Source organism: Clostridium sp. MB05 (assembly GCF_046581255.1).
Lineage (GTDB): Bacteria > Bacillota > Clostridia > Clostridiales > Clostridiaceae > Clostridium.
This window is the reverse complement of sequence record NZ_CP174370.1, coordinates 2,713,793-2,735,328: the sequence shown is the minus strand read 5'-3', so window position 1 is coordinate 2,735,328 and position 21,536 is coordinate 2,713,793. Positions and strand designations below refer to the sequence as shown.

Annotated in this window: 22 protein-coding genes, 1 tRNA gene and 2 other annotated features; of the genes, 17 read left to right on the top strand and 6 right to left on the bottom strand. The window is 27.9% G+C overall.

The features are described from left to right. Positions 1-7 precede the first annotated feature (7 nt). The gene (locus ACH36K_RS12805) at positions 8-1,651 is read left to right on the top strand and encodes a peptide ABC transporter substrate-binding protein (RefSeq protein WP_411168005.1); all 1,644 of its coding nucleotides are present in this window, start codon (positions 8-10) and stop codon (positions 1,649-1,651) included. Between the two features lie 40 nt (positions 1,652-1,691). Here the strand turns inward: ACH36K_RS12805 and ACH36K_RS12800 are convergent, their stop codons facing one another. From ACH36K_RS12800 to ACH36K_RS12785, 4 genes are all read right to left on the bottom strand, one after another. Beyond that, positions 1,692-1,856 (bottom strand): hypothetical protein, encoded by a 165-nt coding sequence (locus tag ACH36K_RS12800; protein WP_411168004.1) that lies wholly within the window; start codon positions 1,854-1,856, stop codon positions 1,692-1,694. Between the two features lie 120 nt (positions 1,857-1,976). Further along, a complete protein-coding gene (dapB, locus tag ACH36K_RS12795) occupies positions 1,977-2,732 on the bottom strand; it encodes a 4-hydroxy-tetrahydrodipicolinate reductase (RefSeq protein WP_411168003.1) in 756 nt (251 codons plus the stop codon). A gap of 10 nt (positions 2,733-2,742) precedes the next feature. Continuing rightward, complete coding sequence (gene dapA, locus ACH36K_RS12790) at positions 2,743-3,621, bottom strand: 4-hydroxy-tetrahydrodipicolinate synthase (RefSeq protein ID WP_411168002.1); 879 nt, start codon at positions 3,619-3,621, stop codon at positions 2,743-2,745. Then, complete coding sequence (locus tag ACH36K_RS12785; protein WP_411168001.1) at positions 3,621-4,613, bottom strand: aspartate-semialdehyde dehydrogenase; 993 nt, start codon at positions 4,611-4,613, stop codon at positions 3,621-3,623. Before ACH36K_RS12785 ends, dapA begins: the two co-directional genes overlap by 1 nt. 152 nt (positions 4,614-4,765) lie before the next feature. On the opposite strand from ACH36K_RS12785, the gene ACH36K_RS12780 reads away from it, so the two are divergent. The 3 genes from ACH36K_RS12780 (at position 4,766) to hslO (ending at position 6,760) form a co-directional block, all read left to right on the top strand. Continuing rightward, positions 4,766-5,017 (top strand): small, acid-soluble spore protein, alpha/beta type, encoded by a 252-nt coding sequence (locus ACH36K_RS12780; RefSeq protein WP_411168000.1) that lies wholly within the window; start codon positions 4,766-4,768, stop codon positions 5,015-5,017. A 104-nt stretch (positions 5,018-5,121) separates the two neighbouring features. Further along, positions 5,122-5,856 carry a class I SAM-dependent DNA methyltransferase gene (locus ACH36K_RS12775; RefSeq protein WP_411170700.1) on the top strand — a complete coding sequence of 245 codons (735 nt, stop codon included), beginning with the start codon at positions 5,122-5,124 and terminating at the stop codon, positions 5,854-5,856. A 22-nt stretch (positions 5,857-5,878) separates the two neighbouring features. Further along, entirely contained in the window at positions 5,879-6,760 is an 882-nt protein-coding gene (gene hslO, locus ACH36K_RS12770) for an Hsp33 family molecular chaperone HslO (RefSeq protein ID WP_411167999.1), read from the top strand. Between the two features lie 44 nt (positions 6,761-6,804). Here hslO and ACH36K_RS12765 read toward each other — a convergent pair. Then, positions 6,805-6,879, bottom strand: a tRNA-Cys gene (locus tag ACH36K_RS12765). A 100-nt stretch (positions 6,880-6,979) separates the two neighbouring features. Between ACH36K_RS12765 and ACH36K_RS12760 the strand changes: the two genes are divergently transcribed. Next, the gene (locus ACH36K_RS12760; protein WP_411167998.1) at positions 6,980-7,657 is read left to right on the top strand and encodes an HD domain-containing protein; all 678 of its coding nucleotides are present in this window, start codon (positions 6,980-6,982) and stop codon (positions 7,655-7,657) included. A gap of 130 nt (positions 7,658-7,787) precedes the next feature. On the opposite strand, the gene ACH36K_RS12755 is transcribed toward ACH36K_RS12760, so the two are convergent. Continuing rightward, positions 7,788-8,489, bottom strand: coding sequence for a DUF6873 family GME fold protein (locus ACH36K_RS12755; RefSeq protein ID WP_411167997.1), 702 nt, complete (start codon positions 8,487-8,489; stop codon positions 7,788-7,790). Positions 8,490-8,624: 135 nt separating this feature from the next. Here ACH36K_RS12755 and ytxC point away from each other — a divergent pair, with 135 nt between their 5' ends. The 12 genes from ytxC (at position 8,625) to ACH36K_RS12695 (ending at position 21,523) form a co-directional block, all read left to right on the top strand. Then, entirely contained in the window at positions 8,625-9,515 is an 891-nt protein-coding gene (gene ytxC, locus ACH36K_RS12750; protein ID WP_411167996.1) for a putative sporulation protein YtxC, read from the top strand. Between the two features lie 40 nt (positions 9,516-9,555). After that, positions 9,556-9,695: a sequence feature (ribosomal protein L20 leader region), on the top strand. Between the two features lie 285 nt (positions 9,696-9,980). Then, positions 9,981-10,178 (top strand): 50S ribosomal protein L35, encoded by a 198-nt coding sequence (rpmI, locus tag ACH36K_RS12745; RefSeq protein WP_008679235.1) that lies wholly within the window; start codon positions 9,981-9,983, stop codon positions 10,176-10,178. Positions 10,179-10,198: 20 nt separating this feature from the next. Further along, positions 10,199-10,558 carry a 50S ribosomal protein L20 gene (gene rplT, locus ACH36K_RS12740; protein WP_322413098.1) on the top strand — a complete coding sequence of 120 codons (360 nt, stop codon included), beginning with the start codon at positions 10,199-10,201 and terminating at the stop codon, positions 10,556-10,558. Between the two features lie 302 nt (positions 10,559-10,860). Beyond that, positions 10,861-12,201, top strand: coding sequence for a TrkH family potassium uptake protein (locus tag ACH36K_RS12735; protein WP_411167995.1), 1,341 nt, complete (start codon positions 10,861-10,863; stop codon positions 12,199-12,201). Positions 12,202-12,215: 14 nt separating this feature from the next. Then, entirely contained in the window at positions 12,216-12,884 is a 669-nt protein-coding gene (locus tag ACH36K_RS12730; RefSeq protein WP_411167994.1) for a potassium channel family protein, read from the top strand. A gap of 14 nt (positions 12,885-12,898) precedes the next feature. Beyond that, positions 12,899-13,684 carry a TrmH family RNA methyltransferase gene (locus ACH36K_RS12725; RefSeq protein WP_411167993.1) on the top strand — a complete coding sequence of 262 codons (786 nt, stop codon included), beginning with the start codon at positions 12,899-12,901 and terminating at the stop codon, positions 13,682-13,684. A gap of 67 nt (positions 13,685-13,751) precedes the next feature. Then, positions 13,752-13,997 (top strand) — a binding site (T-box leader). Positions 13,998-14,045: 48 nt separating this feature from the next. Continuing rightward, entirely contained in the window at positions 14,046-15,065 is a 1,020-nt protein-coding gene (gene pheS / locus ACH36K_RS12720; protein ID WP_411167992.1) for a phenylalanine--tRNA ligase subunit alpha, read from the top strand. An 18-nt stretch (positions 15,066-15,083) separates the two neighbouring features. Beyond that, positions 15,084-17,462: a phenylalanine--tRNA ligase subunit beta gene (gene pheT / locus ACH36K_RS12715; protein ID WP_411167991.1), complete on the top strand. Its 2,379-nt coding sequence runs from the start codon at positions 15,084-15,086 to the stop codon at positions 17,460-17,462. Positions 17,463-17,491: 29 nt separating this feature from the next. Then, positions 17,492-17,683 carry a hypothetical protein gene (locus tag ACH36K_RS12710; RefSeq protein WP_411167990.1) on the top strand — a complete coding sequence of 64 codons (192 nt, stop codon included), beginning with the start codon at positions 17,492-17,494 and terminating at the stop codon, positions 17,681-17,683. A gap of 90 nt (positions 17,684-17,773) precedes the next feature. Then, on the top strand, positions 17,774-18,631 hold the full coding sequence (gene zapA / locus ACH36K_RS12705; RefSeq protein ID WP_411167989.1) for a cell division protein ZapA: 858 nt from the start codon (positions 17,774-17,776) through the stop codon (positions 18,629-18,631). A 170-nt stretch (positions 18,632-18,801) separates the two neighbouring features. Next, positions 18,802-21,153: a DUF3656 domain-containing U32 family peptidase gene (locus ACH36K_RS12700; protein ID WP_411167988.1), complete on the top strand. Its 2,352-nt coding sequence runs from the start codon at positions 18,802-18,804 to the stop codon at positions 21,151-21,153. 10 nt (positions 21,154-21,163) lie between these two features. Next, a complete protein-coding gene (locus ACH36K_RS12695; protein ID WP_411167987.1) occupies positions 21,164-21,523 on the top strand; it encodes a hypothetical protein in 360 nt (119 codons plus the stop codon). The last annotated feature ends 13 nt before the right edge of the window (positions 21,524-21,536 follow it).

Genomic DNA, 21,536 nt, shown 5'->3' with positions numbered 1-21,536 from the left:
AAAAACAATGAAAAGCAATAAGCTAAGAAAAATTTGTGCAGTTGCACTAACGCTTGCACTTGGAATGTCTGTTTTTGCAGGTTGCGGAAAAGGTGATTCAGGTGATGGTGGAAGAAAATTAATTTACAACTTAGGTTCAGATCCAGAAACAATAGATCCAACTCTAAATACAGCAGCAGAATCAGGAACTGTTATTGATAATGCTTTTGAAGGGCTAATGAGACTAGATGAAAATGAAAAGGCAATTCCAGGGGTTGCTGAAAAGATGGATGTTTCTGACGATAAATTAGTTTACACTTTTACATTAAGAAAGGATGCTAAATGGTCAGATGGAAAAGACGTTACAGCTAAAGACTTTGAATATTCATGGGTTAGAGCTTTAACTAAGGAAACAGCAGCAGAGTATGCATACCAATTTTTCTATATTAAGAATGCAAAAAATTTCTATGATGGAAAAGCTAAAAGAGAAGATTTAGGAATAGAAGTTGTAGATGATCATACTTTAAAGGTAACATTAGAATCACCAACAGATTACTTCCCAGAACTTACTGCATTTACAAATTATGTTCCATTAAGAGAAGATATAGTTTCAGCTAATCCAGATACATGGGCAACTAATCCAGAAACTTATGTTTCAAATGGACCTTTCAAATTAGTTCAATGGGATATGAAAGATCAATTAGTTTTTGAAAAGAATGATAATTATTGGAATAAGAAAGAAATTAAACTTCCAGGAATAGTTTATAAATTAGTTACTGACCAAAACACTGCATATTCTTCATTAAAAGCAGGGGAATTTGATATGGTTGATACAGTTCCTCCAGCAGAAATTGAAGCTGGTAAAAATGAAGGTTTAGTTACAATTTATCCAAATCTTGCAACATACATGTTAGTAATTAATGTTGGTAAGCAAGATACTATATCATCACCAGAAGTTAAAAAAGCTTTAAGTAATAAAAAAGTAAGACAAGCTTTATCACTTGCAATTGATAGAAAAGGTATAGTTGAAAAAGTTACTAAAGCAGGACAAGTTCCAGCATATAGCTATGTTCCAAAGGGAATTTTAAATAGTAAAGGTGAAGAGTTTGCAAGCAAAGAATACTTTAATCCAAATCAAGCTAATACAGAAGAAGCTAAGAAGCTATTAGCTGAAGCTGGATATCCAAATGGTGAAGGACTTCCAACATTTGAATTTATGTATAATACTGAAGGATCTCACAAGGATATAGCTCAAGTTATTCAACAAGATTGGGCTAAAATTGGTGTAAAAGCTGAATTAACTAACCAAGAATGGAAGGTATTCTTAAATACAAGACAACAAGGTGGATACCAAATTGCTAGACATGGTTGGAATGGAGACTATGTTGATCCAATGACATTCTTAGATTTATTTGAAACTGGCGGCGGAAATAACGATGCAGGATTCTCAAATGCAGAATACGATAAGTTACTTGCAGATGCTAGAAAAGAAACAGATTCAACTAAGAGATGGGAAATTATGAGAAAAGCTGAAGATATACTTATGGATGAAGCTCCAATGATCCCATTATACTACTACACTAAAGTTAAGGGAGCTAAGCCAGAAGTTAAAGGCGTTAGAGTTTCAACTTTAGGACATGTATTCTTTAATAATGCATATATAGAAGAGTAAAAATAATTAATTGAAAGAAGAGTCGGAAGACTCTTCTTTTTTAATTTCCAAATCTATTAAAGTGTTGACTTGAAGATCCTTCTTTTTTGATAGATTTATGTTTAGCATTTGGATTATGATTATGACCTTCTTCAGTTATTGGAGTTTGATAATTACATTTTTCCATTCTAGCTTTCTTATTGTCAGGTTGACTATCTTTTGCCATAATTAAGCCTCCTTATAAATTGATGATATTATAGTTTTACACTATAGAAGATTTTTAAACTGGAAATAGATTCTTAAAATAAAAAGAGATAAGAATTAATCTTATCTCTTTTTAATACATTTAAATTCCTAATACATCATTCATATTATATAAACCGGCCTTAGTTATTTTACTCATATATTCACAAGCCTTTAAGGCTCCAACTGCAAAAACTTCTCTAGATATAGCTTTATGAGATAGTTCTATTACTTCTCCAGCTCCAGCAAATATAATTTCATGATCTCCAACTATTGATCCACCTCTAACGGCATGAATTCCTATTTCATTTTTTTCTCTTTTATTTTCCCCACTTCTTCCGTATATATATACTGTTTCTTTTGGAATAGCAGATTTTATTGTATCAGCAAGTAAAAGAGCAGTTCCACTTGGAGAATCAATTTTTTGATTGTGATGTTTTTCAACTACTTCAATATCATAATTTTCATATAAAGAAGGTACTATTTTTCTTAATAGTGAATTTAATAAGTTAATACCTAGTGACATATTAGCAGATCTAAATATAGGAATATTATTGCTTTTTTCAGTAATTAGTAATAAATCTTCTTCTGAATAACCTGTAGAGCAAAGTATGATAGGTTTATTATTTTTTAAAGACAAATCTAAAATGTCTTTAAGAGCTTCAGGTCTAGAAAAGTCAAGTAATACATCGTAATCTATATCTAAATCAATAGATTTATTAAATACTTTAAAATAACAATCATTAGTAGGATATTTATCTATTCCAGCTACTATATCAATATTAGGAAAATTTTTTGATGATTGAATAATTACTTTTCCCATTTTGCCGCAACATCCATTTAACACAATTTTTATCATAATTTACTCCTTAAATTAAGCTATATTCTTTTAATGAGCCTTTTAATAGCTCAAGATTTTTATTATCCATTTCACATAATGGTAATCTAAAAGCTCCGACATCTTTTCCCATTAAATTTAATGCAGTTTTAACTGGAATAGGATTAGTTTCTACAAAAAGCTTATTAGCTATATCTAAAGTATCTAATTGGATTTTCAAAGCATCTTTAATGTTTCCATTTATATATGAAGCAGTCATATTATGAACTTCCTTAGGAAGTATGTTAGCTAAAACAGAAATAACTCCCAGGCCACCAAGAGACATTATAGGAATAACTTGATCATCATTCCCTGAGTATATATCAATTTTATCTTTACATAATGCTTTCATTTGAACTATTTGACTTATATTTCCACTGGCTTCTTTAATAGCAACAATATTTTTATATTTTGATAATTCGAAAAGTTCATTAGGTGTAATATTAACTCCAGTTCTACTTGGGACATTATATAAAATTATCGGAGTATTTATAGCATTGTTTATAGCTTCAAAATGCTTTATTAAGCCTTTGTGTGTAGTTTTATTATAATAAGGTGTTATTATCAAAAGAGCATCAACTCCCACACTTTCTGCGAACTTACTCATTTCAATTGAAGCAGCCGTATTGTTAGTTCCAGTTCCAGCTATTACAGGAACTCTTTTGTTTACTATATCAACAGTAAATTTTATTGTTTCTTTTCTTTCTTCACAGGTCATTGTGCTTGCTTCACCAGTTGTACCACAAATTACAATAGCATCTGTTTTTTCTTGTATATGCCACTCTATTAATTCTTTAAGTTTTTTGTAGTTAACTCCATCTTCAGTAAAGGGTGTAATTATTGCTACAGCAGAGCCTTTAAAAATTGACATTACTTATCACTCCTTATTAATAGTTCAGCTATTTGTACTGCATTTAAAGCAGCACCTTTTCTAATGTTATCAGCAACCACCCAAAGGTTTAATCCATTATTTACACTAAAGTCTCTTCTAATGCGCCCTACAAATACATCATCTTTTCCTGAGACCATTAGTGCAGTAGGGTATTTAATTTCTTTAATATTATCATAGACAGTAAGGCCTTTAGTATTTTTAAATAATTCTATTACATCATCTAATTCAAAAGGCTTCTCAAGTTCAATATTTATACTTTCACTATGGCTATTAAGAACAGGCACTCTAACAGTAGTTGCTGTAATTTTTAAATTATTATTATGAAGAATCTTTTTTGTTTCTTTAATCATTTTAATTTCTTCCTTTGTGTACCCATTCTCTAAAAATACATCTATATGAGGTAAACAGTTTCCTGCAATGGGATAAGGAAATTTTTTAGGTGATAAGCCCTTTAATCCATTCTCTAAATCACTTATACCTTCCATGCCAGCACCTGAAACGGCTTGGTATGTAGAGTATACTATTCTTTTGATACCATAATTATCTATTAAAACCTTTAAAGGAACCATAGCTTGAATGGTAGAGCAATTTGGATTAGCTATGATACCATTATGCCACTCTATATCTTCAGGATTAACTTCAGGAACAACTAAAGGTACATTTATATCCATCCTAAAAGCACTAGAGTTATCTATAACAGTAGCTCCATAAGAAACAAATATTGGTGAGAATTTAGAACTAACATCACCGCCAGCTGAAAAAAGTGCATAGTCTATTTTTTTATTTTTTATATTGTTAATAGAGGTTTCTTCTACTATAATCTCATTTTCTTTAAATTTAAGTTTAGAACCTGCTGACCTTTTAGATGCAAATAGATATAAATTTTTTATAGGAAAATTCCTTTCATCTAAAATTTCTAAAAATTTTCTACCTACATTACCAGTAGCCCCAACTATTGCAACATTGTACATAAATTTGCCCCCTTAACATAGTTAAATATTAAAAATTAATGTTTTATTATAATATATAAAATTTAAGGCTTTATAGTGAATAATTAATTTAATAGTATATTAGAAAAACTTTTGGAAAAAATATAAATATTATATTTTTAGGGGGTATTAAAATGAGTAAAACACCATTAAAAAAAATAATAAAATCAAAAATAAGATCAAATAAAGAATTATCAGACGCAGAAATATTAAGAGAAAAAATAAAGTATGAAATTGCTGATGAATTAGGTTTAAAGGATAAAGTAGATGAGTGTGGATGGGGAGGATTAACAGCAGAGGAAACTGGGCGTATAGGTGGAATAATGACAAAGAGGAAGAGGATGCTAAAGATACCTACAAATGATGAAATTTTAGGTAGAAAGTAAATTTACTTTAAATAGGAGTTTTTATTGATTCTATAGATTGACTAAAGGAAATTTTACATTTAATATAGTTTTAGAAAACTCTATAAAAAAGGGGGATGGATATTTTGACATATGGGGAGTTTGCTAAAATATATGATGAACTAATAAATGAAGATATTAATTATCAAGAAATGTGTGATAGAATTATTGATATATGCAAAGATGAAAATATAAGTTTCAATAATTATTTAGATATAGCTTGTGGAACAGGAAATGTAACTGTGAAATTAGCTAAAAACTTTAAGGAATCTTTTGCTGTAGATTTATCTGATGACATGTTAAGAGAAGCTTTTGATAAACTAAAAAAAGAGAAAATAAAGTGTAAATTAATTTGCCAAGATATGAGTGAGCTTAGTCTAAATAGAAAATTTGATTTAATTACATCAGTATTAGATTCATCTAATTATATTGTAGAAGAATCTAAATTTATTGATTATTTAAAAAGAGTAAAAGAACACTTAAGTGATGATGGTATATTTATATTTGATATAAATTCTTACTATAAGCTTTCAGAAATATTAGGAAATAATATATATACATATAGTGAGGATCAGGTATTCTATACTTGGGAAAATGCTTTTGAAGATGATATTTTAAGTATGTTTTTAACTTTTTTCGTTAAAAAGGGTGACTTATATGAAAGATTTGAAGAAGAACATATAGAAAGAGCCTACAAAGAAGAATTTATAGATAGTAAACTTAAAGAATTGGGATTTGAAGTTATTGGTAAATTTGATGGTTATTCTGACAAAAATGTTGAAAATTTAACAGAAAGAATAATGTATGTAGTAAAAAAGTAATTTATTTAATGGAGGAATATTAATGGATAAAATAATTAGAGCAACAGCGAAGGATGGAATGGTAAGGATTATAGCTGGAGAAACTACAGAGTTAGTTAATAAGGGAAGAGAAATTCATGAATGTACACCAGTTGCTGCAGCAGCATTAGGAAGAATGTTAACAGCAGGATCTCTTATGGGATCTACTTTAAAATCAGAGAAGGAAGTAATAACTTTAAAGATAAATGGAGGAGGCGAAGCAAAAGGAGTTACTGTAACAGCATATGAAGGTGGTAATGTAAAAGGATTTATTGGAAATCCATATGGAGATATGCCTTTAAACCCAAAAGGTAAACTAGATGTAGGCGGATATATAGGTACAGATGGGGAATTTACAGTTATTAAAGACCTAGGAATGAGAGATCCTTATGTAGGGCAAGTTTCAATATATACAGGGGAGATTGGAGAAGATCTAGCATATTACTTCACAGTTTCAGAACAAACACCATCAGCTGTAGCTCTAGGAGTTTTAGTTGATAGAGATTTTTCAATTAAAGTTTCAGGTGGATTTATAATTCAAATGATGCCAGATGCTGATGAATTATTATCAGATTTAATTACATATAGATTAGAGGAAATTCCTTCAATAACACAAATGTTACAAGAGCATGGAAGCATAGATAAAGTTATAGAGTTTATATTTGAAGGTATGGATTTAAAGATATTAGAAGAATCAAAACCAGAATATACTTGCAACTGTTCAAGAGAAAAAGTAGAGTCAGTTTTATTATCTATAGGAGAAAAAGACCTTAGAGAAATATATGAAGATGGAAAAGAAGAAGAAATTAAATGTAATTTCTGTAATACAGCATATAATTTTTCAAATCAAGAAATTGGAGAATTATTAAATAAAGCGAAACAATAAAAATGAAAAGGCTTAGATAATTAAATATCTAAGCCTTTTTATTTTGGAGGCGCCACCCAGATTTGAACTGGGGAATAAAGGTTTTGCAGACCTCTGCCTTACCACTTGGCTATAGCGCCAAATCTTATAATTATATGATATGTAATATTTAAATTTTTGATACTAAATTTAAAATAAAATTTTAATAAGTACAAATAATATTATTTAGGAGGTGGCAATATGGATATTGAAATATTTAATCAATTAGAAAAAATATTAATAAATGAAAAAGAACCATCTGTAGCTATAAGTGGTATGATGAAAACTGAAAAATTTAATAAAAGTGATTTTAGTATAATAAGGAAATTGGAAGATATCCCCCAAGAAAAAAAATATCATCCTGAAGGAAATGTGTGGAATCATACTAAGATGGTGGTAGATATGGGAGCGAAGATTAAAAACCTTTCTGATGATGCTAGAAGCTTTATGTGGGCAACATTATTACATGATATAGGAAAAATACCAACAACAAAATTTATTAATGGAAGATATAGATCTTATAATCATGATACAGAAGGAGCAGAGATGGTTTATAAGTTGCTTAATAAATATGGTTATACAGAATTAACAGAGGACGTAGGTGAGTTAGTAAGATATCATATGCACCATATTTATATAATTAAAAATTTACCATTTTCTAATATAGAAGGCTTATTAAGTAGTAAGAAATTTAATGATATTATATTGTTATTTATTTGTGACAAACTTGGAAGAGGAAATCAAGATATAAATGAATACAAACATAGTTTAGGTGAGGTTTTTCTTATATTAGATAAATTAGAAAAGGAATCTAATATAAAATATTATGAATTAAGAAATAAAATAAAGGAATTTGAAAAAATTATATATAAGGAATAACTTAAAGGAGATTTTAATTAATCTCCTTTAAGTATTTTAAATTAATCTCTATAAAATTAAAAGTTAAATTAAAATGTTATTAAAGCATTATTAGAAACATTTATATAAAAAAAACGTATTATATAAAAGACTATAATACAAACAAGCTTCCTCTATCGTGGAGTTTTCCATCTTTTAAATAAATAGGTTTAACTCCATATTTTTTTAAAAAGCATTTAACTTTATCACCGTATATATATGAATCTAAATTTCCGAAAAAAGCTATTAGGTTTTCATTAATAAGGCCACCAGTTCCGCCAATAAAACCATAGTCTAAACCTTCAAGAATTATATCACCAGGAGGTAGCAATAATATATCAAATCCTTGGGGATTTAAGGAATTATATATACCAATATCATTTGTTATTATTGCTTTATCTGAAATTGGTAAACAAGAGCACTTAGTATATCCTTGATTAATATTTATTAGTTTTTTATGGGATTGAGTAGAAAGTAGTATTTCATCAGTATATTTTAAATTATGTATAAAATAGTCATTTAAAATTAAAGCATTTAAAAAAATATTCTTAGGATAACTATAGTCTAAAGAATTTTTACTTTCAATAAAGTCAATGTCGAAATTTTTTAGTTTATCCTTAAAGCTTTCTGGCATATTTTTTTGGATTATTACTTTCTTAAGTTTTTTATCTAATATAGCTAATTGTATATCTACATGTCCATCTATAGATTTATATAGATTATTGCAAGGAGGAATTTCTATTATTGAGAAATCAAGCGATTCAAGAATTTTTTTTTCTTTATTTGTAGTTCTATAATCAACAAAGCAAACCATAAATATACTCCCTAAATTTGTATTTAATATATTTTATTATAGTTTGGTAAATTAATTTTGTCGATTAGTAAAAAATATTTTTTGAATATAGTTTAATTTTTTATACATACTATTACTAGGAAGGGAGTGGAACCCATGCTTGTACTAAAGCTTGTATATAATAAGGATCTAGATTTTGTAAGAGAAATCCAAGAACTAAGGACTGTTCTAAGAAAAAAACACATAAAAATTGGAGTAGTAGAGAGTGTGGAATTAGATAATCATATAGTTAAAGTACTATGTGATGATGAAGATTATAATGATAGAATAAGAGAAGTTATAAACTTATATATAAGTAATATTTTATATAAAATCGTTATAGAGAAATATAAAGAAAGAGAAATGTTTGATTTTTTAACTGAAAATTACTTTTTTCTTAAGCAGGATGAAGTAATAGAAGTTGAAGAAGAGGTTATGAAAGTATTACTATGTGAAGAATATTTAAAATCAGAAAATTTGATTTATTGCATGAATAAGATGAACTGTGTAATAGAAAAAATTAAAGGGTGTTTAGAAGAAAACTCAGAGATAAACATAAATGGATTTATTAGATTTAGAATGAAGGAATTAAGAGAAGATATAGAAAACATAATAGATAAGGTAATAGAGAGTTATATGGTTGAGAAAGAGTATAAAGAATTTGTAAAATTATTAAAATATTTTGTTGATATACAAGAAAGCAAGATAGATGAAATAAATATATGTATAGATGAAGGTGGCAATTATTATATAAAAGATAGAGATAAAAAGGATATTTTTAATGAATTTATGAAGGAATTAATAGAATGTAGAATAGATAGTGATGCAAAAATGGAAGATATAATAATAAGTGGACTAATAACTAATGCTCCTAAAAAAGTAATAATTCATGGAAAAGATAACTGTTTAAATAAGGAATTTATAAACACTATAGAAAATGTATTTGAGGATAAGGTAAGTTACTGTGAAGGATGCTCCTTATGTACTGAAAAACAGGTTAAATTTTAAAATTATATTGACAAGTTTTTTAACAGATAATATAATTACTAGTGTTAAGAAGAAACAAAGCCGTTTCTCACCTTACGGCATAGCTTAGTAAGGTAATACATTCTTATTTTAATTTAGTATTATTTAGATTAAATTAATGTATATTATGAGGACGGCGTAGTGCTGTCTTTTTTATTTGTCTTTTTGAGTAATAAATACTTAGAGATAAGTAAAATTATAAAAGTTCTCTTAAGGAATTATATAAAAAAGAAAGTGATAGTCATTATTACAAATAAGAAAGCACTATATAATGCTAATTAGTTCCTATAAGTGGAATTAGATTATAACTAATTAGGGGAATGGTTTAGTTAGAAAAGTAGTAAGTATTAAAAAGATATTTGTACTTAATTAATATTAAGAAATTATCACATAAGTGTAATTGAGATTTCCCTTAAAAGAAACATAATTTGAGAGGAGGATTTTATTATGCCAAAAATGAAAACGCACAGAGGTGCAGCAAAGAGATTTAAGAAAACAGGTACAGGAAAGTTAAAGAGAGCTAAAGCTTTCAAGAGTCATATCTTAACAAAGAAGAGCTCTAAGAGAAAGAGAAACTTAAGAAAAACTGCTTATGTTTCAACTACTCAAGAAAAAGCAATGAAGAAGTTATTACCATATTTATAAGATTGTAGGAGGATTGGAACATGGCAAGAGTTAAAAGAGCAGTAAATTCACGTAAAAATCATAAAAAAGTATTAAAGCTTGCAAAAGGTTATTATGGTGGAAAGAGCAGATTATTTAAAACTGCTAACGAATCAGTAATAAGAGCTTTAAGAAATGCTTATGTTGGAAGAAGATTAAAAAAGAGAGATTTTAGAAGATTATGGATAGCAAGAATTAATGCTGCTACAAGAATGAATGGTCTTTCATATTCAAAATTCATAAATGGTATCAAATTAGCTGGAATAGACATGAACAGAAAAATGTTATCAGAAATAGCTATAAATGATCCTAAGGCATTTGCAGATTTAGTAGAAGTAGCAAAAAGCCAAATAAACAAATAGTCTACTGCGGCCATATGGTCGCATTTTTTACTCTTTAGGAAATTATATTTCTAAATTTATTGTGGATAACTATTCTAAGATATTTAGCTATTAAAGCTATTTCCTAAAGAGTAAAAAATATGAATATAGTGCGTGTGCAAGATTTCCCTCAGACAAGCCTCGGAAATGCACATGCAAGAAAAGAAATCGACGGCTCGGCAAGCTCGCCTTGGCGACTTTTTTTATAGATAAATATAATAATATATTAAAAATAGTGTATAATAATTAGTATAAAATTTTAGTATATCTAAGAGGTGGAGGATATGCAATTTAGTTTAAAGAGTAAAATTAAGTTAAATGGAGTTCAAATATTGGCATTAGGCTTTTTAGTAGTTATTTTTATAGGTGGAACCATACTTTCATTACCTATTTCATCTAGTAGTGGGAAGCCAACTAATTTTTTGGATGCTATTTTTACATCTACTTCAGCAGTATGTGTAACAGGTCTTGTAACATTAGATACTAGTACTCATTGGAGTACTTTTGGGCAAACTGTTATTATGACTTTAATTGAAGTTGGTGGTCTAGGGTTTATGTCTTTTGCAGTATTAATATCTTTAATATTAGGTAAAAAAATAACTCTAAGGGAAAGACTTGTAATGCAAGAAGCTATGAATACATATTCTATTCAAGGACTTGTAAAAATGGTACAATATGTATTAGTATTTACGGTTTCAGTTCAATTTTTTGGAGCTTTATTATTATCAACTCAATTTGTCCCAGAGTATGGAATTGCGAAAGGGACTTTTTATAGCGTTTTTCATTCAATATCTGCTTTTTGTAACGCTGGATTTGATTTATTTGGAAAAAGCCTTGTTGGGTATTCAAGTAATAGTGTAGTTATCTTAGTAATAAGTGCATTAATAATAATAGGTGGCTTAGGCTTTACAGTTTTATTAGAGATATATGAATTTAAAGGAATAAAAAAATTATCGCTTCATTCCAAATTAGTTATAATAACAACAGCTATATTAATATTTGGTGGTGCTATTTTAATGTTAATATTTGAATACACCAACCCAGAAACTATAGCAAATATGAATTTTAAAGATAAGCTTTTAAATTCATTTTTTGCATCAGTAAGTCCAAGAACTGCTGGATTTAATAGTGTATCAACTAGTGGAATGACATTAGCAAGTAAATTTTTAACTGTAATTTTAATGTTTATTGGAGGATCCCCAGGCTCAACTGCTGGTGGATTAAAGACAGTAACTTTTGGTATATTAGTATTAACAGTTATTTCCGTAATAAAAGGAAGAGAAGATGCAGAGGGTTTTGGAAGAAGATTTACTAAGGAAGCTGTTTATAAAGCATTTACTTTATTATTTATAGGTGCATCATTAGTAATATTTGCAACGATGATTTTATCATATACTGAAGTTGGTGCAAGCTTTATAGATTTATTATATGAAACAACATCTGCATTTGGAACTGTAGGTCTAACATTAGGACTTACTCCAAATTTAAGTTCTATTGGCAAAGTTTTAATTATGCTTATGATGTATTTTGGAAGAGTTGGTCCTCTTACTGTAATGTTGGCATTAACTAGAAAAGGTAAAAAATCTGGATATAAATATCCAGAAGGAAAAATTTTAATTGGTTAAGGAGAGGGATTTAAGTGGCTAATAAGCAATTTGTAATTATAGGACTTGGAAGATTTGGATCTTCAATAGCAAAAACTTTATATTCTTTAGGAAATGATGTATTAGCAATAGATAAAGATGAAGATATAGTTCAAGAAATATCTGATAGTGTTACACACGCTGTACAACTAGATGCAACAGATGAAAATGCTTTAAGATCTTTAGGGATTAGGAATTTTGATGTAGCAGTAGTTACAATAGGAGATAATATACAATCAAGTGTAATGGCTACATTATTAGTTAAGGAACTTGGAGTTAAATATATTATTGCTAAAGGTCATAGTGATTTACATGCAAAGGTTCTTTATAAAATTGGAGCAGATAGAGTTATACTACCTGAAAAGGATATGGGAGTAAGAGTTGCACACAATTTAGTTTCAGCTAGTATTTTAGATTATATAGAGTTATCAGCAGATTATAGCGTTATGGAAATTCAGGTTTTATCTGAATGGGCTGGTAAAACTTTAAATGAATTAAGACTTAGAAGTAAGTATGGAATAAACGTTATGGCAATTAAAAGAGACGAAGAAGTTAATTTATCACCATCAGCTGATGATATAATAGAAAATAATGATGTAATTGTTGCTATAGGATCAGCTGAGGATTTAAATAGATTAGAAGGTATGATAGCTAAATCAAATTAACGAGGTGCAAATTCTTGATTTATATAGAAAGTAAAGATAATAATTTATTTAAGTCTACAAAAAAACTTAAGGAAAGAAGATTTAGACAAAAAGAGGATAAGTTTATTTTAGAGGGACTTCGTTTAATTGAAGAAGCTGCAAAAGCACATATGGAAATAGAATTTATAGTTTTATCCGAAAGGGATGAAGATATATTAGAATGCAGTACTCTATTAAAGGAAATTATAGCAGAGGATAAAATTTTTGTTTTATCAAAGAATTTATTTTCACAATTAGCTTCTACAGAAAATCCGCAAGGAATTATTGCTGTAGTAAAAAATAAGCAAATTTCCATAGATTTAAATGGTGAATTTTTCTTAGTATGTGATAAAGTTCAAGATCCTGGTAATTTAGGAACCATAATAAGAACAGCTCATGCATCTGGAGTAGATGGAATAATATTAACAAAAGGAACTGTTGACATATATAATGATAAGACAATAAGATCTACAATGGGATCTATATTTTATGTTCCAATTTTTTATGATGATGAAGAATTTAATATTATAAAAAAGCTTAAAGAGAGCGGTGTTAGTTTAGTAACAACATCTCTTGAAGAATCTAAAAACTTTTTTGAAGAAGATTTAAAAGGAAAGATAATGTTAGCTGTAGGCAATGAGGGAAATGGAATAAGTAATGAGCTTTTTGACTTAGCAAATAAGAAAGTTAAAATTCCAATGCCTGGAGGAGCAGAATCTTTAAATGTAGCAATAGCAACATCAATAATTTTATTTGAAAAAGTAAGACAAAATCTAATATAGAAATAATTAGAAACTTACTATTGAAATTAACTAAGTTTATTTGTATAATAGATTGTAAATTGAATATATAAAGACTGAGAATGAGAAAGTAGATATAAAGGACTTTTCAGGGAGAAGTGGTCTAAGACTGGAAGCCGTTTTAAAGAAGTTTATATTGAAGTTCCCTCAGGAGTCCTAGAGATGAAAGTAATAGTAGTTTCTAGCGGTTTTAACCGTTATTTAAATTTGAGTTGGGTTTTAAATTTATAAAATTTATAAAATTTATAAAATTTATAAACCAATTAGGGTGGTAACGCGGTACTTCGTCCCTTTTATAGGGGGCGAAGTTTTTTATTTTTATCAAAAAAGGAGGAAATATAAGATGCAAGAAAAGTTAATTTCTATTAAAGAAAATGCATTTAAAGAATTAACAAATGTAAATACTAGCTCAGAATTAGAAGAAATAAGAGTTAGATATTTAGGTAAAAAAGGAGAACTAACTACTATATTAAGAGGTATGGGAGCATTATCTCAAGAGGAGAGACCAATAGTAGGGAAACTTGTAAATGTAGTAAAAAAAGAAGTTGAAGATAAGATTGAAGAAATAGCAAAAGGTATTAAAGAAAAAGAAAAAAATGCTAAATTAGCATCTGAAGTTATAGATGTATCATTACCAGGAAAGAAAAATTTAATTGGTAAGAGACATCCTCTAGATTTAACTTTAGAAAGTATGAAGAATATCTTTGTATCAATGGGCTTTACAGTAGAAGAAGGACCAGAAGTTGAGTTAGATCATTATAATTTTGAGGCTTTAAATATTCCAAAAGATCATCCAGCAAGAAGTGAGCAAGATACTTTTTATATAAATGACAATTTAGTATTAAGAACTCAAACTTCCCCAGTTCAAATTAGAGTTATGGAAAATCAAGCACCTCCTATAAAGATGATAGCACCAGGTAAGGTTTATAGATCAGATGCAGTTGATGCAACTCATTCTCCTATATTCTATCAAATGGAAGGATTAGTTATTGATAAGGGAGTAACTTTTGCAGATTTAAAAGGTACTTTAGAACTTTTTGCAAAAAAGATGTTTGGAGATAAAGTTAAGACTAAATTTAGACCTCACCACTTTCCATTTACAGAACCTTCAGCAGAAATGGATGCAACTTGCTTTGTTTGTGAAGGTAAAGGATGTAGAGTTTGTAAAGGAAGCGGTTGGATAGAACTTTTAGGTTGCGGAATGGTTCATCCTCAAGTATTAAGAAATTGTGGTATAGATCCAGAAGTTTATAGCGGATTTGCCTTCGGATTTGGCGTTGATAGAATGGTTATGCTTAAATATGGAATAGATGATATCAGACTATTATACGAAAGTGATATGAGATTTTTAAATCAATTTTAATTATAGGAGGTAAAAGAGATGAAAGTACCATTTAATTGGTTAAAAGATTATGTTGAAGTGAATATAGATGCAAAAGAACTTGGAGATAGATTAACATTATCAGGTTCAGCAGTAGAAGAAGTTATTACTCAAGGTGATACAATTAAAAATGTAGTTACTGGAAAAATTGTTGAGATAACTACACATCCAGATGCTGATAAATTAAAGGTTTGTCAAGTTGATATAGGATCAGCTGAAAATATTCAAATTGTTACAGCTGCAACAAATATGAAGGAAGAAGACGTAGTACCAGTTGCTCTTCATAAATCAATCCTAGCAGATGGAACTGAAATAAAAAAAGGTAAGCTAAGAGGAGTAGTATCTAACGGTATGTTCTGTTCAGAAGAAGAACTTGGAATAGCTGGTGATGAGCCTGTTCATGGCCTTATGATATTACCTAAAGATGCACCTCTTGGAATGGATATAAAAGAGTATTTAGGTCTTAATAAATCAATATTAGATTTTGAAATAACTTCAAATAGACCAGATTGCTTAAGTATAGTTGGAATGGCTAGAGAAACTGCAGCAACTCTTGGAACATCATATAAGATGCCTAGCTTTAATTATGAAGTAAAAAATTCTGAAAATATTAATGATAAGCTTAAAGTTGAAGTTAATGACTCTTTATGTAGAAGATATATGGCAAGAGGCGTTAAAAATGTTAAAGTTATGCCATCACCAGGTTGGATGCAAGAAAGATTATTAGAGGCAGGGGTTAGACCTATAAATAATATAGTTGACATAACTAATTTTGTAATGTTAGAACTTGGTGAACCTATGCATGCTTTTGATGCAAGAGAAATAGAAAGTGGTAAAATAGTTGTAGAAAGAGCTAAAGATGGAGAAGTTTTTGTAACATTAGATGAAATTGAAAGAAATTTAGATTCTAGTTTCTTATGTATAAAAGATGGAGATAAAACTATAGCTTTAGCAGGAATAATGGGTGGATTAAACTCAGAAATTAAAGAAGATACAACTGAAGTTATCTTTGAATGTGCAAATTTTGATGGAACAAATATAAGAGTTAATTCTAAAAAACTTAATTTAAGAACTGAAAGTTCATCAAGATTTGAAAAAGATATAGATCCAAATCTTGCAAGTTTAGCAATAGATAGAGCTTGTGTTTTAATATGTGAGCTTGGATGCGGTGAAATAATTGGAGGAACTATTGATGTATATACTCAAAAGAAAGAGGAAGGAAGTATAACAGTAGATTCTAACTGGATAAATAAATTCTTAGGAACTGAAATAGCAAAAGAAGATATGAAGAAATATCTTGATTCATTAGACTTAAAAACAGAAGTTGTTAATGATAATTTAGTTATAAATATACCAACATTTAGAATAGATATAGAAATCAAAGAAGATATTGCCGAAGAAGTTGCAAGAATATATGGATATGATAAGATTCCAACTACAATATTTAAGGTATCTACTGAAAGAGAACCTAAATATAAAAATGAAATATTAACTGAAGATGTTATAAATACTATGATATCAAGTGGATTAAACCAATCAATTAGTTATTCATTTATATCACCTAAAGTTTTTGATAAAATCAACTTACAAGAAGATAGTAAGTTAAGAAATGTAGTAAAGATTAAAAATCCTCTAGGAGAAGATTACTCTGTTATGAGAACTACTACTATTCATTCTATGATGGAGTCTTTAGGAAGAAACTACTCAAGAAATAATGAATATGCTAGATTATTTGAGGTTGGTAAGATATATATACCAAATGAAGATGAAACTGTTCTTCCAACTGAGAAAAACATACTAACAATCGGTATGTATGGAGATTGTGATTATTTAGATTTAAAGGGAGTAGTAGAAAATGTAATTGAAGCTTTAGGGTTAAATAAAGTAACATTTGTTAGAGAAGCAGAAAATACAAGTTATCATCCAGGAAAAACTGCAGCTTTAATGATAGGTAAATCAAAGGCCGGAGTTTTAGGTGAAGTTCATCCTGATCTTTCAGAAAACTATGGTGTTGATGTAAATTGCTATTTAGCTGAGTTAGATTTAGATATATTATTTAATAATGCTGAAACTACTAAGAAGTATAAACCACTTCCAAAATTCCCAGCAGTTACAAGAGATATAGCTTTATTAGTAAATGATGAAGTGCTAGTACAAGAAATAGAAGATACTATTAAAAAAGCTGGCGGAAATTTAGTTGAAAAAGTGAAACTATTTGATATCTATAAAGGTGCTCAAATACCAGAAGGCAAAAAGAGTATAGCTTATGCAATTGCATATAGAGATGAAAAGAAGACACTTACAGATAATGATGTTAACAAAGTTCACGATAAGATATTAAGAAGCCTTGAATATAAATTAGGAGCAACTCTAAGATAATAAATATATTTAGAAAAAGGTTAATAAAGTTGTATGATAAGAAGAGATTCTTAAAATACAACTTTATTAATTTATTAAAAGAAATTGTTATAGGTATATCTAATGTTATTCCAGTGGTAAGTGGTGGGTTTTTATTAATGACAGAACTTATAGAAAAAATAAGGAGATATTTTAGATTTAAGATAGTTGTTTTAAATCTAAAATATCTTTTATTATTTTAACTATAATTAGATTATAATTATCTATACATTCTTTGGAATATTTATGTTAAAATTAAATTAATAATAAATATTATGTTAATGAGGTGTATTATGAGTACGGTAACTATTAAGATAAATGGGATTGAATATAATCTAAAAGGAAGAGAAAACGAAGAGTATTTATTAGAAGTAGCAAAGTATGTAGATGGAAAAGTAAAAGATATAATGACCAATAATAGAAAATTAAGTTCTACAGCAGTTGCTACGCTAGTTGCACTAAATATAGCTGATGAATTATTTAAAGCAGATATAGAAGTTGAAGGACTAATGAAAAAACATACATCATTAGAAGAAAGAAATATAACTTTAAAAGAAAGAATAAAAGAAATAAGAGAAGATACAGAAGTAATTCAATTTAATAACAATAGAGAAATAGAAGGTTTAAACAAAATCATTGAAGACTTAAATCAGAGACTTTTAGAGGGAGAAGAGTTAAAAAATAAAATTTCATCTCTTGATATAGAATTACAAGAACAGAATGATTTAAAGGAAAGAATATCAGAATTAGAAAAGGAAATTAAGGTTAAAGAAATAGAAATAAAGGAAAGCCTAAATTTAAAAAATGAGATGGAATCTTTAAAAAATGAAAACTCAACCTTAAGAGAAGAGGTAGAAAAATATTATGATGAGATGGAGAATTTAAAAGTAACTAATGATTTACTTAAAAACAATGAAGTAGACTATAAAGAAAAATTTATTAAACTTAATGAAGAGTGCAAGATAATGGAAGAAGACTTTAAAAAGACTAAAGAGGAAAAGGAAGCTTTAAAGTTAAGGAATAAAGAAATAAAATTTCAGTTGCAAAATTCAAAGTATAAATTATTAGATTTAGAAAAGAAGTTAATTGACGTACAAATTAAGTTAGCTTCAGAGAAAAAGTATAAGAATGCCTTGATTAAGAATGTTTAGTTAGTAGATATAATTAATATATAAAAACAGCTTGATTTTCCTAATTAAGCTGTTTTTATATATTTAGAAAGTGACTTATTTAAAGTATAATAGAAAAAGGTTAAAATTTATGATATATATAATTAGGAAAGATTAAAAGTATAATAAACTAAAGTTTAGGAGAAGTATTTATGAAGAAAGTTGAAATTTTAGCTCCAGCAGGGAGCATGGAAAGTCTTATTGCAGCAATTAATAAAGGTGCAGATGCAGTTTATTTAGGTGGAAATAAGTTTTCAGCAAGAGCATATGCATCTAATTTTGATAATGATAATATGATAAAAGCTGTAGATTATGTACATAGCTATGGAGCTAAGGTTTATGTAACATTAAATACTATATTAAAGGAAAATGAAATTGAAGAAGCTGTTAGATATGTAGGATTTTTATATGAAATAGGAGTAGATGCAATAATACTTCAAGATTTAGGTTTATTTAAAAGAATAAAAGAAGATTATCCTGATTTTGAAATACATGCATCTACACAAATGACAATACATAATGGAGAAGGTGCATTATTTTTTACAGAAAGAGGATTCCATAGAATAGTTTTATCAAGGGAATTATCTGTAGATGAAGTTAAGCACATTTCTAAGGATTTAGGAATAGAAACTGAAATATTTGTACATGGAGCCTTATGTATATCATATTCAGGTCAATGCCTTATGAGTTCTATGATTGGTGGAAGAAGTGGAAATAGAGGTAGATGTGCACAACCTTGCAGAATGGAGTACACATTAAAAGGAAATAAGTCTGGAGAAAGAAAAGCTTATCTTTTAAGCCCTAAAGATACTTGTACAATAGAAGATATTAAGGATATTATAGATTCTGGAACATATTCTTTAAAAATTGAAGGAAGAATGAAAAGACCTGAGTATGTTGCAGGTGTAGTTGAAAATTATAAGAAGGCTGTAGAAAAGGAATTATATAGCACAGAATATAATGTTAGCAAAGGTAAAAGAGAATTATTACAACTATTCAATAGAGGTGGATTTTCTAAAGCTTATTTACATAAAAATGTTGGTATGGATATGATGAGCTTCAAACATCCAAGAAATACTGGAGTACCACTAGGTAAAATTGAAAAGAATGGAGAAATAGTTTTAAAAGAAGATATTTCCTTAGGTGATGGTTTTAGATTTAGAGAAAGTGGATTTTCAATAAATAAAATTATAAGTAATGGTAATGAAGTGAAAGAAGCTAAAAGAGGGGAAAGAGTTAAAATATTCCCAACTGCTTACAAAGCTGGAGATGACATATTTAAATCTTTAGATAAAAAGCTGTTTGATTCTCTAGAAGACTCAATTAAACCATATAACAGAAAAATATCATTAAAAGCAAATGTTAAATTTAAGGTTTCTGAACCGTTAAAAATAACAATAAATTATGATAATAAGGATTATGAGTTTTTAGGTGAAGTTGTTGAAAAAGCAGAAAAAAGGCCTTTAGAAAAAGATAGAATAGTAGATTCTCTAAGCAAATCAGGAGACTGTGCTTTTAAAATAGATGAAGTTAATTTTACAGATTTTGAGGATGGATTTATAAGAGTTAGTGATTTAAATAACTTAAGAAGAGAAGCATTAGAAGGAATACAAAAATCTATTACGAAGTCTTTTAGAAGAAAAAGACCTAATAAGATAGAGAAAACTGATGAAATAAAAAATAACCTTAGTAATTTAGATATAATATATCAATGTATTACAAAAGAGCAGCTTAATACTTTAATAGAAGAAGGTATAAAAGATATAATAGTTGATATATTTAATAGAGATAAGGATGCTATACAAATCAAAGATTTAATTGAAGTATCTCAGAATAAAGAGATTAATATATACTTAAAAGTTCCAAATATAATAAAAAGTGAATTTAAGAATGTAATAAATATAATAGAAAAAGCTAAAGAATATATTAAGGGTATTGTAACTGTTAATGTAGGGGTAATTCGTAAATACCAAAATGAAATGACTATTATAGGTGACTATAAATTAAATATAATTAATTCACAAGCTTTAAAGTTCTATCAAAATGAAATTGATATTCCTACCATTAGTTTAGAATTAAATAGAAAAGAAATTAAAAATATGCTAAAAAGAAATAAAGGGAATGTACAAGGGATAATATATGGTAAAACTGAGCTTATGATAAGTGAATATTGCCCAATAGGAAGTACTTTTGGAGAAAAATCCTCTTGTAATGATTGTAATTTAGCATGTACAAGAGATGAATTTACATTAATTGATAGGATGAATGTAAAGTTTAGAGTCATGACAGATATATTTTGTAGAAGTTATATCTTAAATCCACACCCATTAAATCTTATTGAAGAAAAAGACGATTTAAAAAGCCTTGGAATAAATTCCTTTAGAGTAGAGCTTAGGGATGAGAACTCTAATGAAGTAAAAAAAGTACTTAAAATGATAAGAGGAGAAGAAAAAGTTAATACTAATAATTATACAAAAGGGCACTATAGAAGAGGAATAGAATAGAGGGGAAAATATGAGCATTACATTAATTAAGTATTTAATTTTAGGAGTAGTATTATTAAATTTACTAGTTATATTAGGAACAAGGAAATTTAATAAAAATACTAAAATAGTAAATGTAAATGTTGAATATAGAAGAGAAGGTATTAAATTATTAAAAAGCCTTTGGAAAAAGCAAATTATGATGATTGCAATAGGAGTAACATTATTTTTATTAGCTATATTAATTAAAGAAAATGATAATAAGATTGCAATTAATACATTTGCAGTTATAGGTAATTTATATGTACTAATTTCAGCATTATTAGCTACTTATAACTATAATAATTTTAATAGAAGCATAGCTAATTTATTAAATAAAATTAAAGGTTAGGGTAACGAAGAGG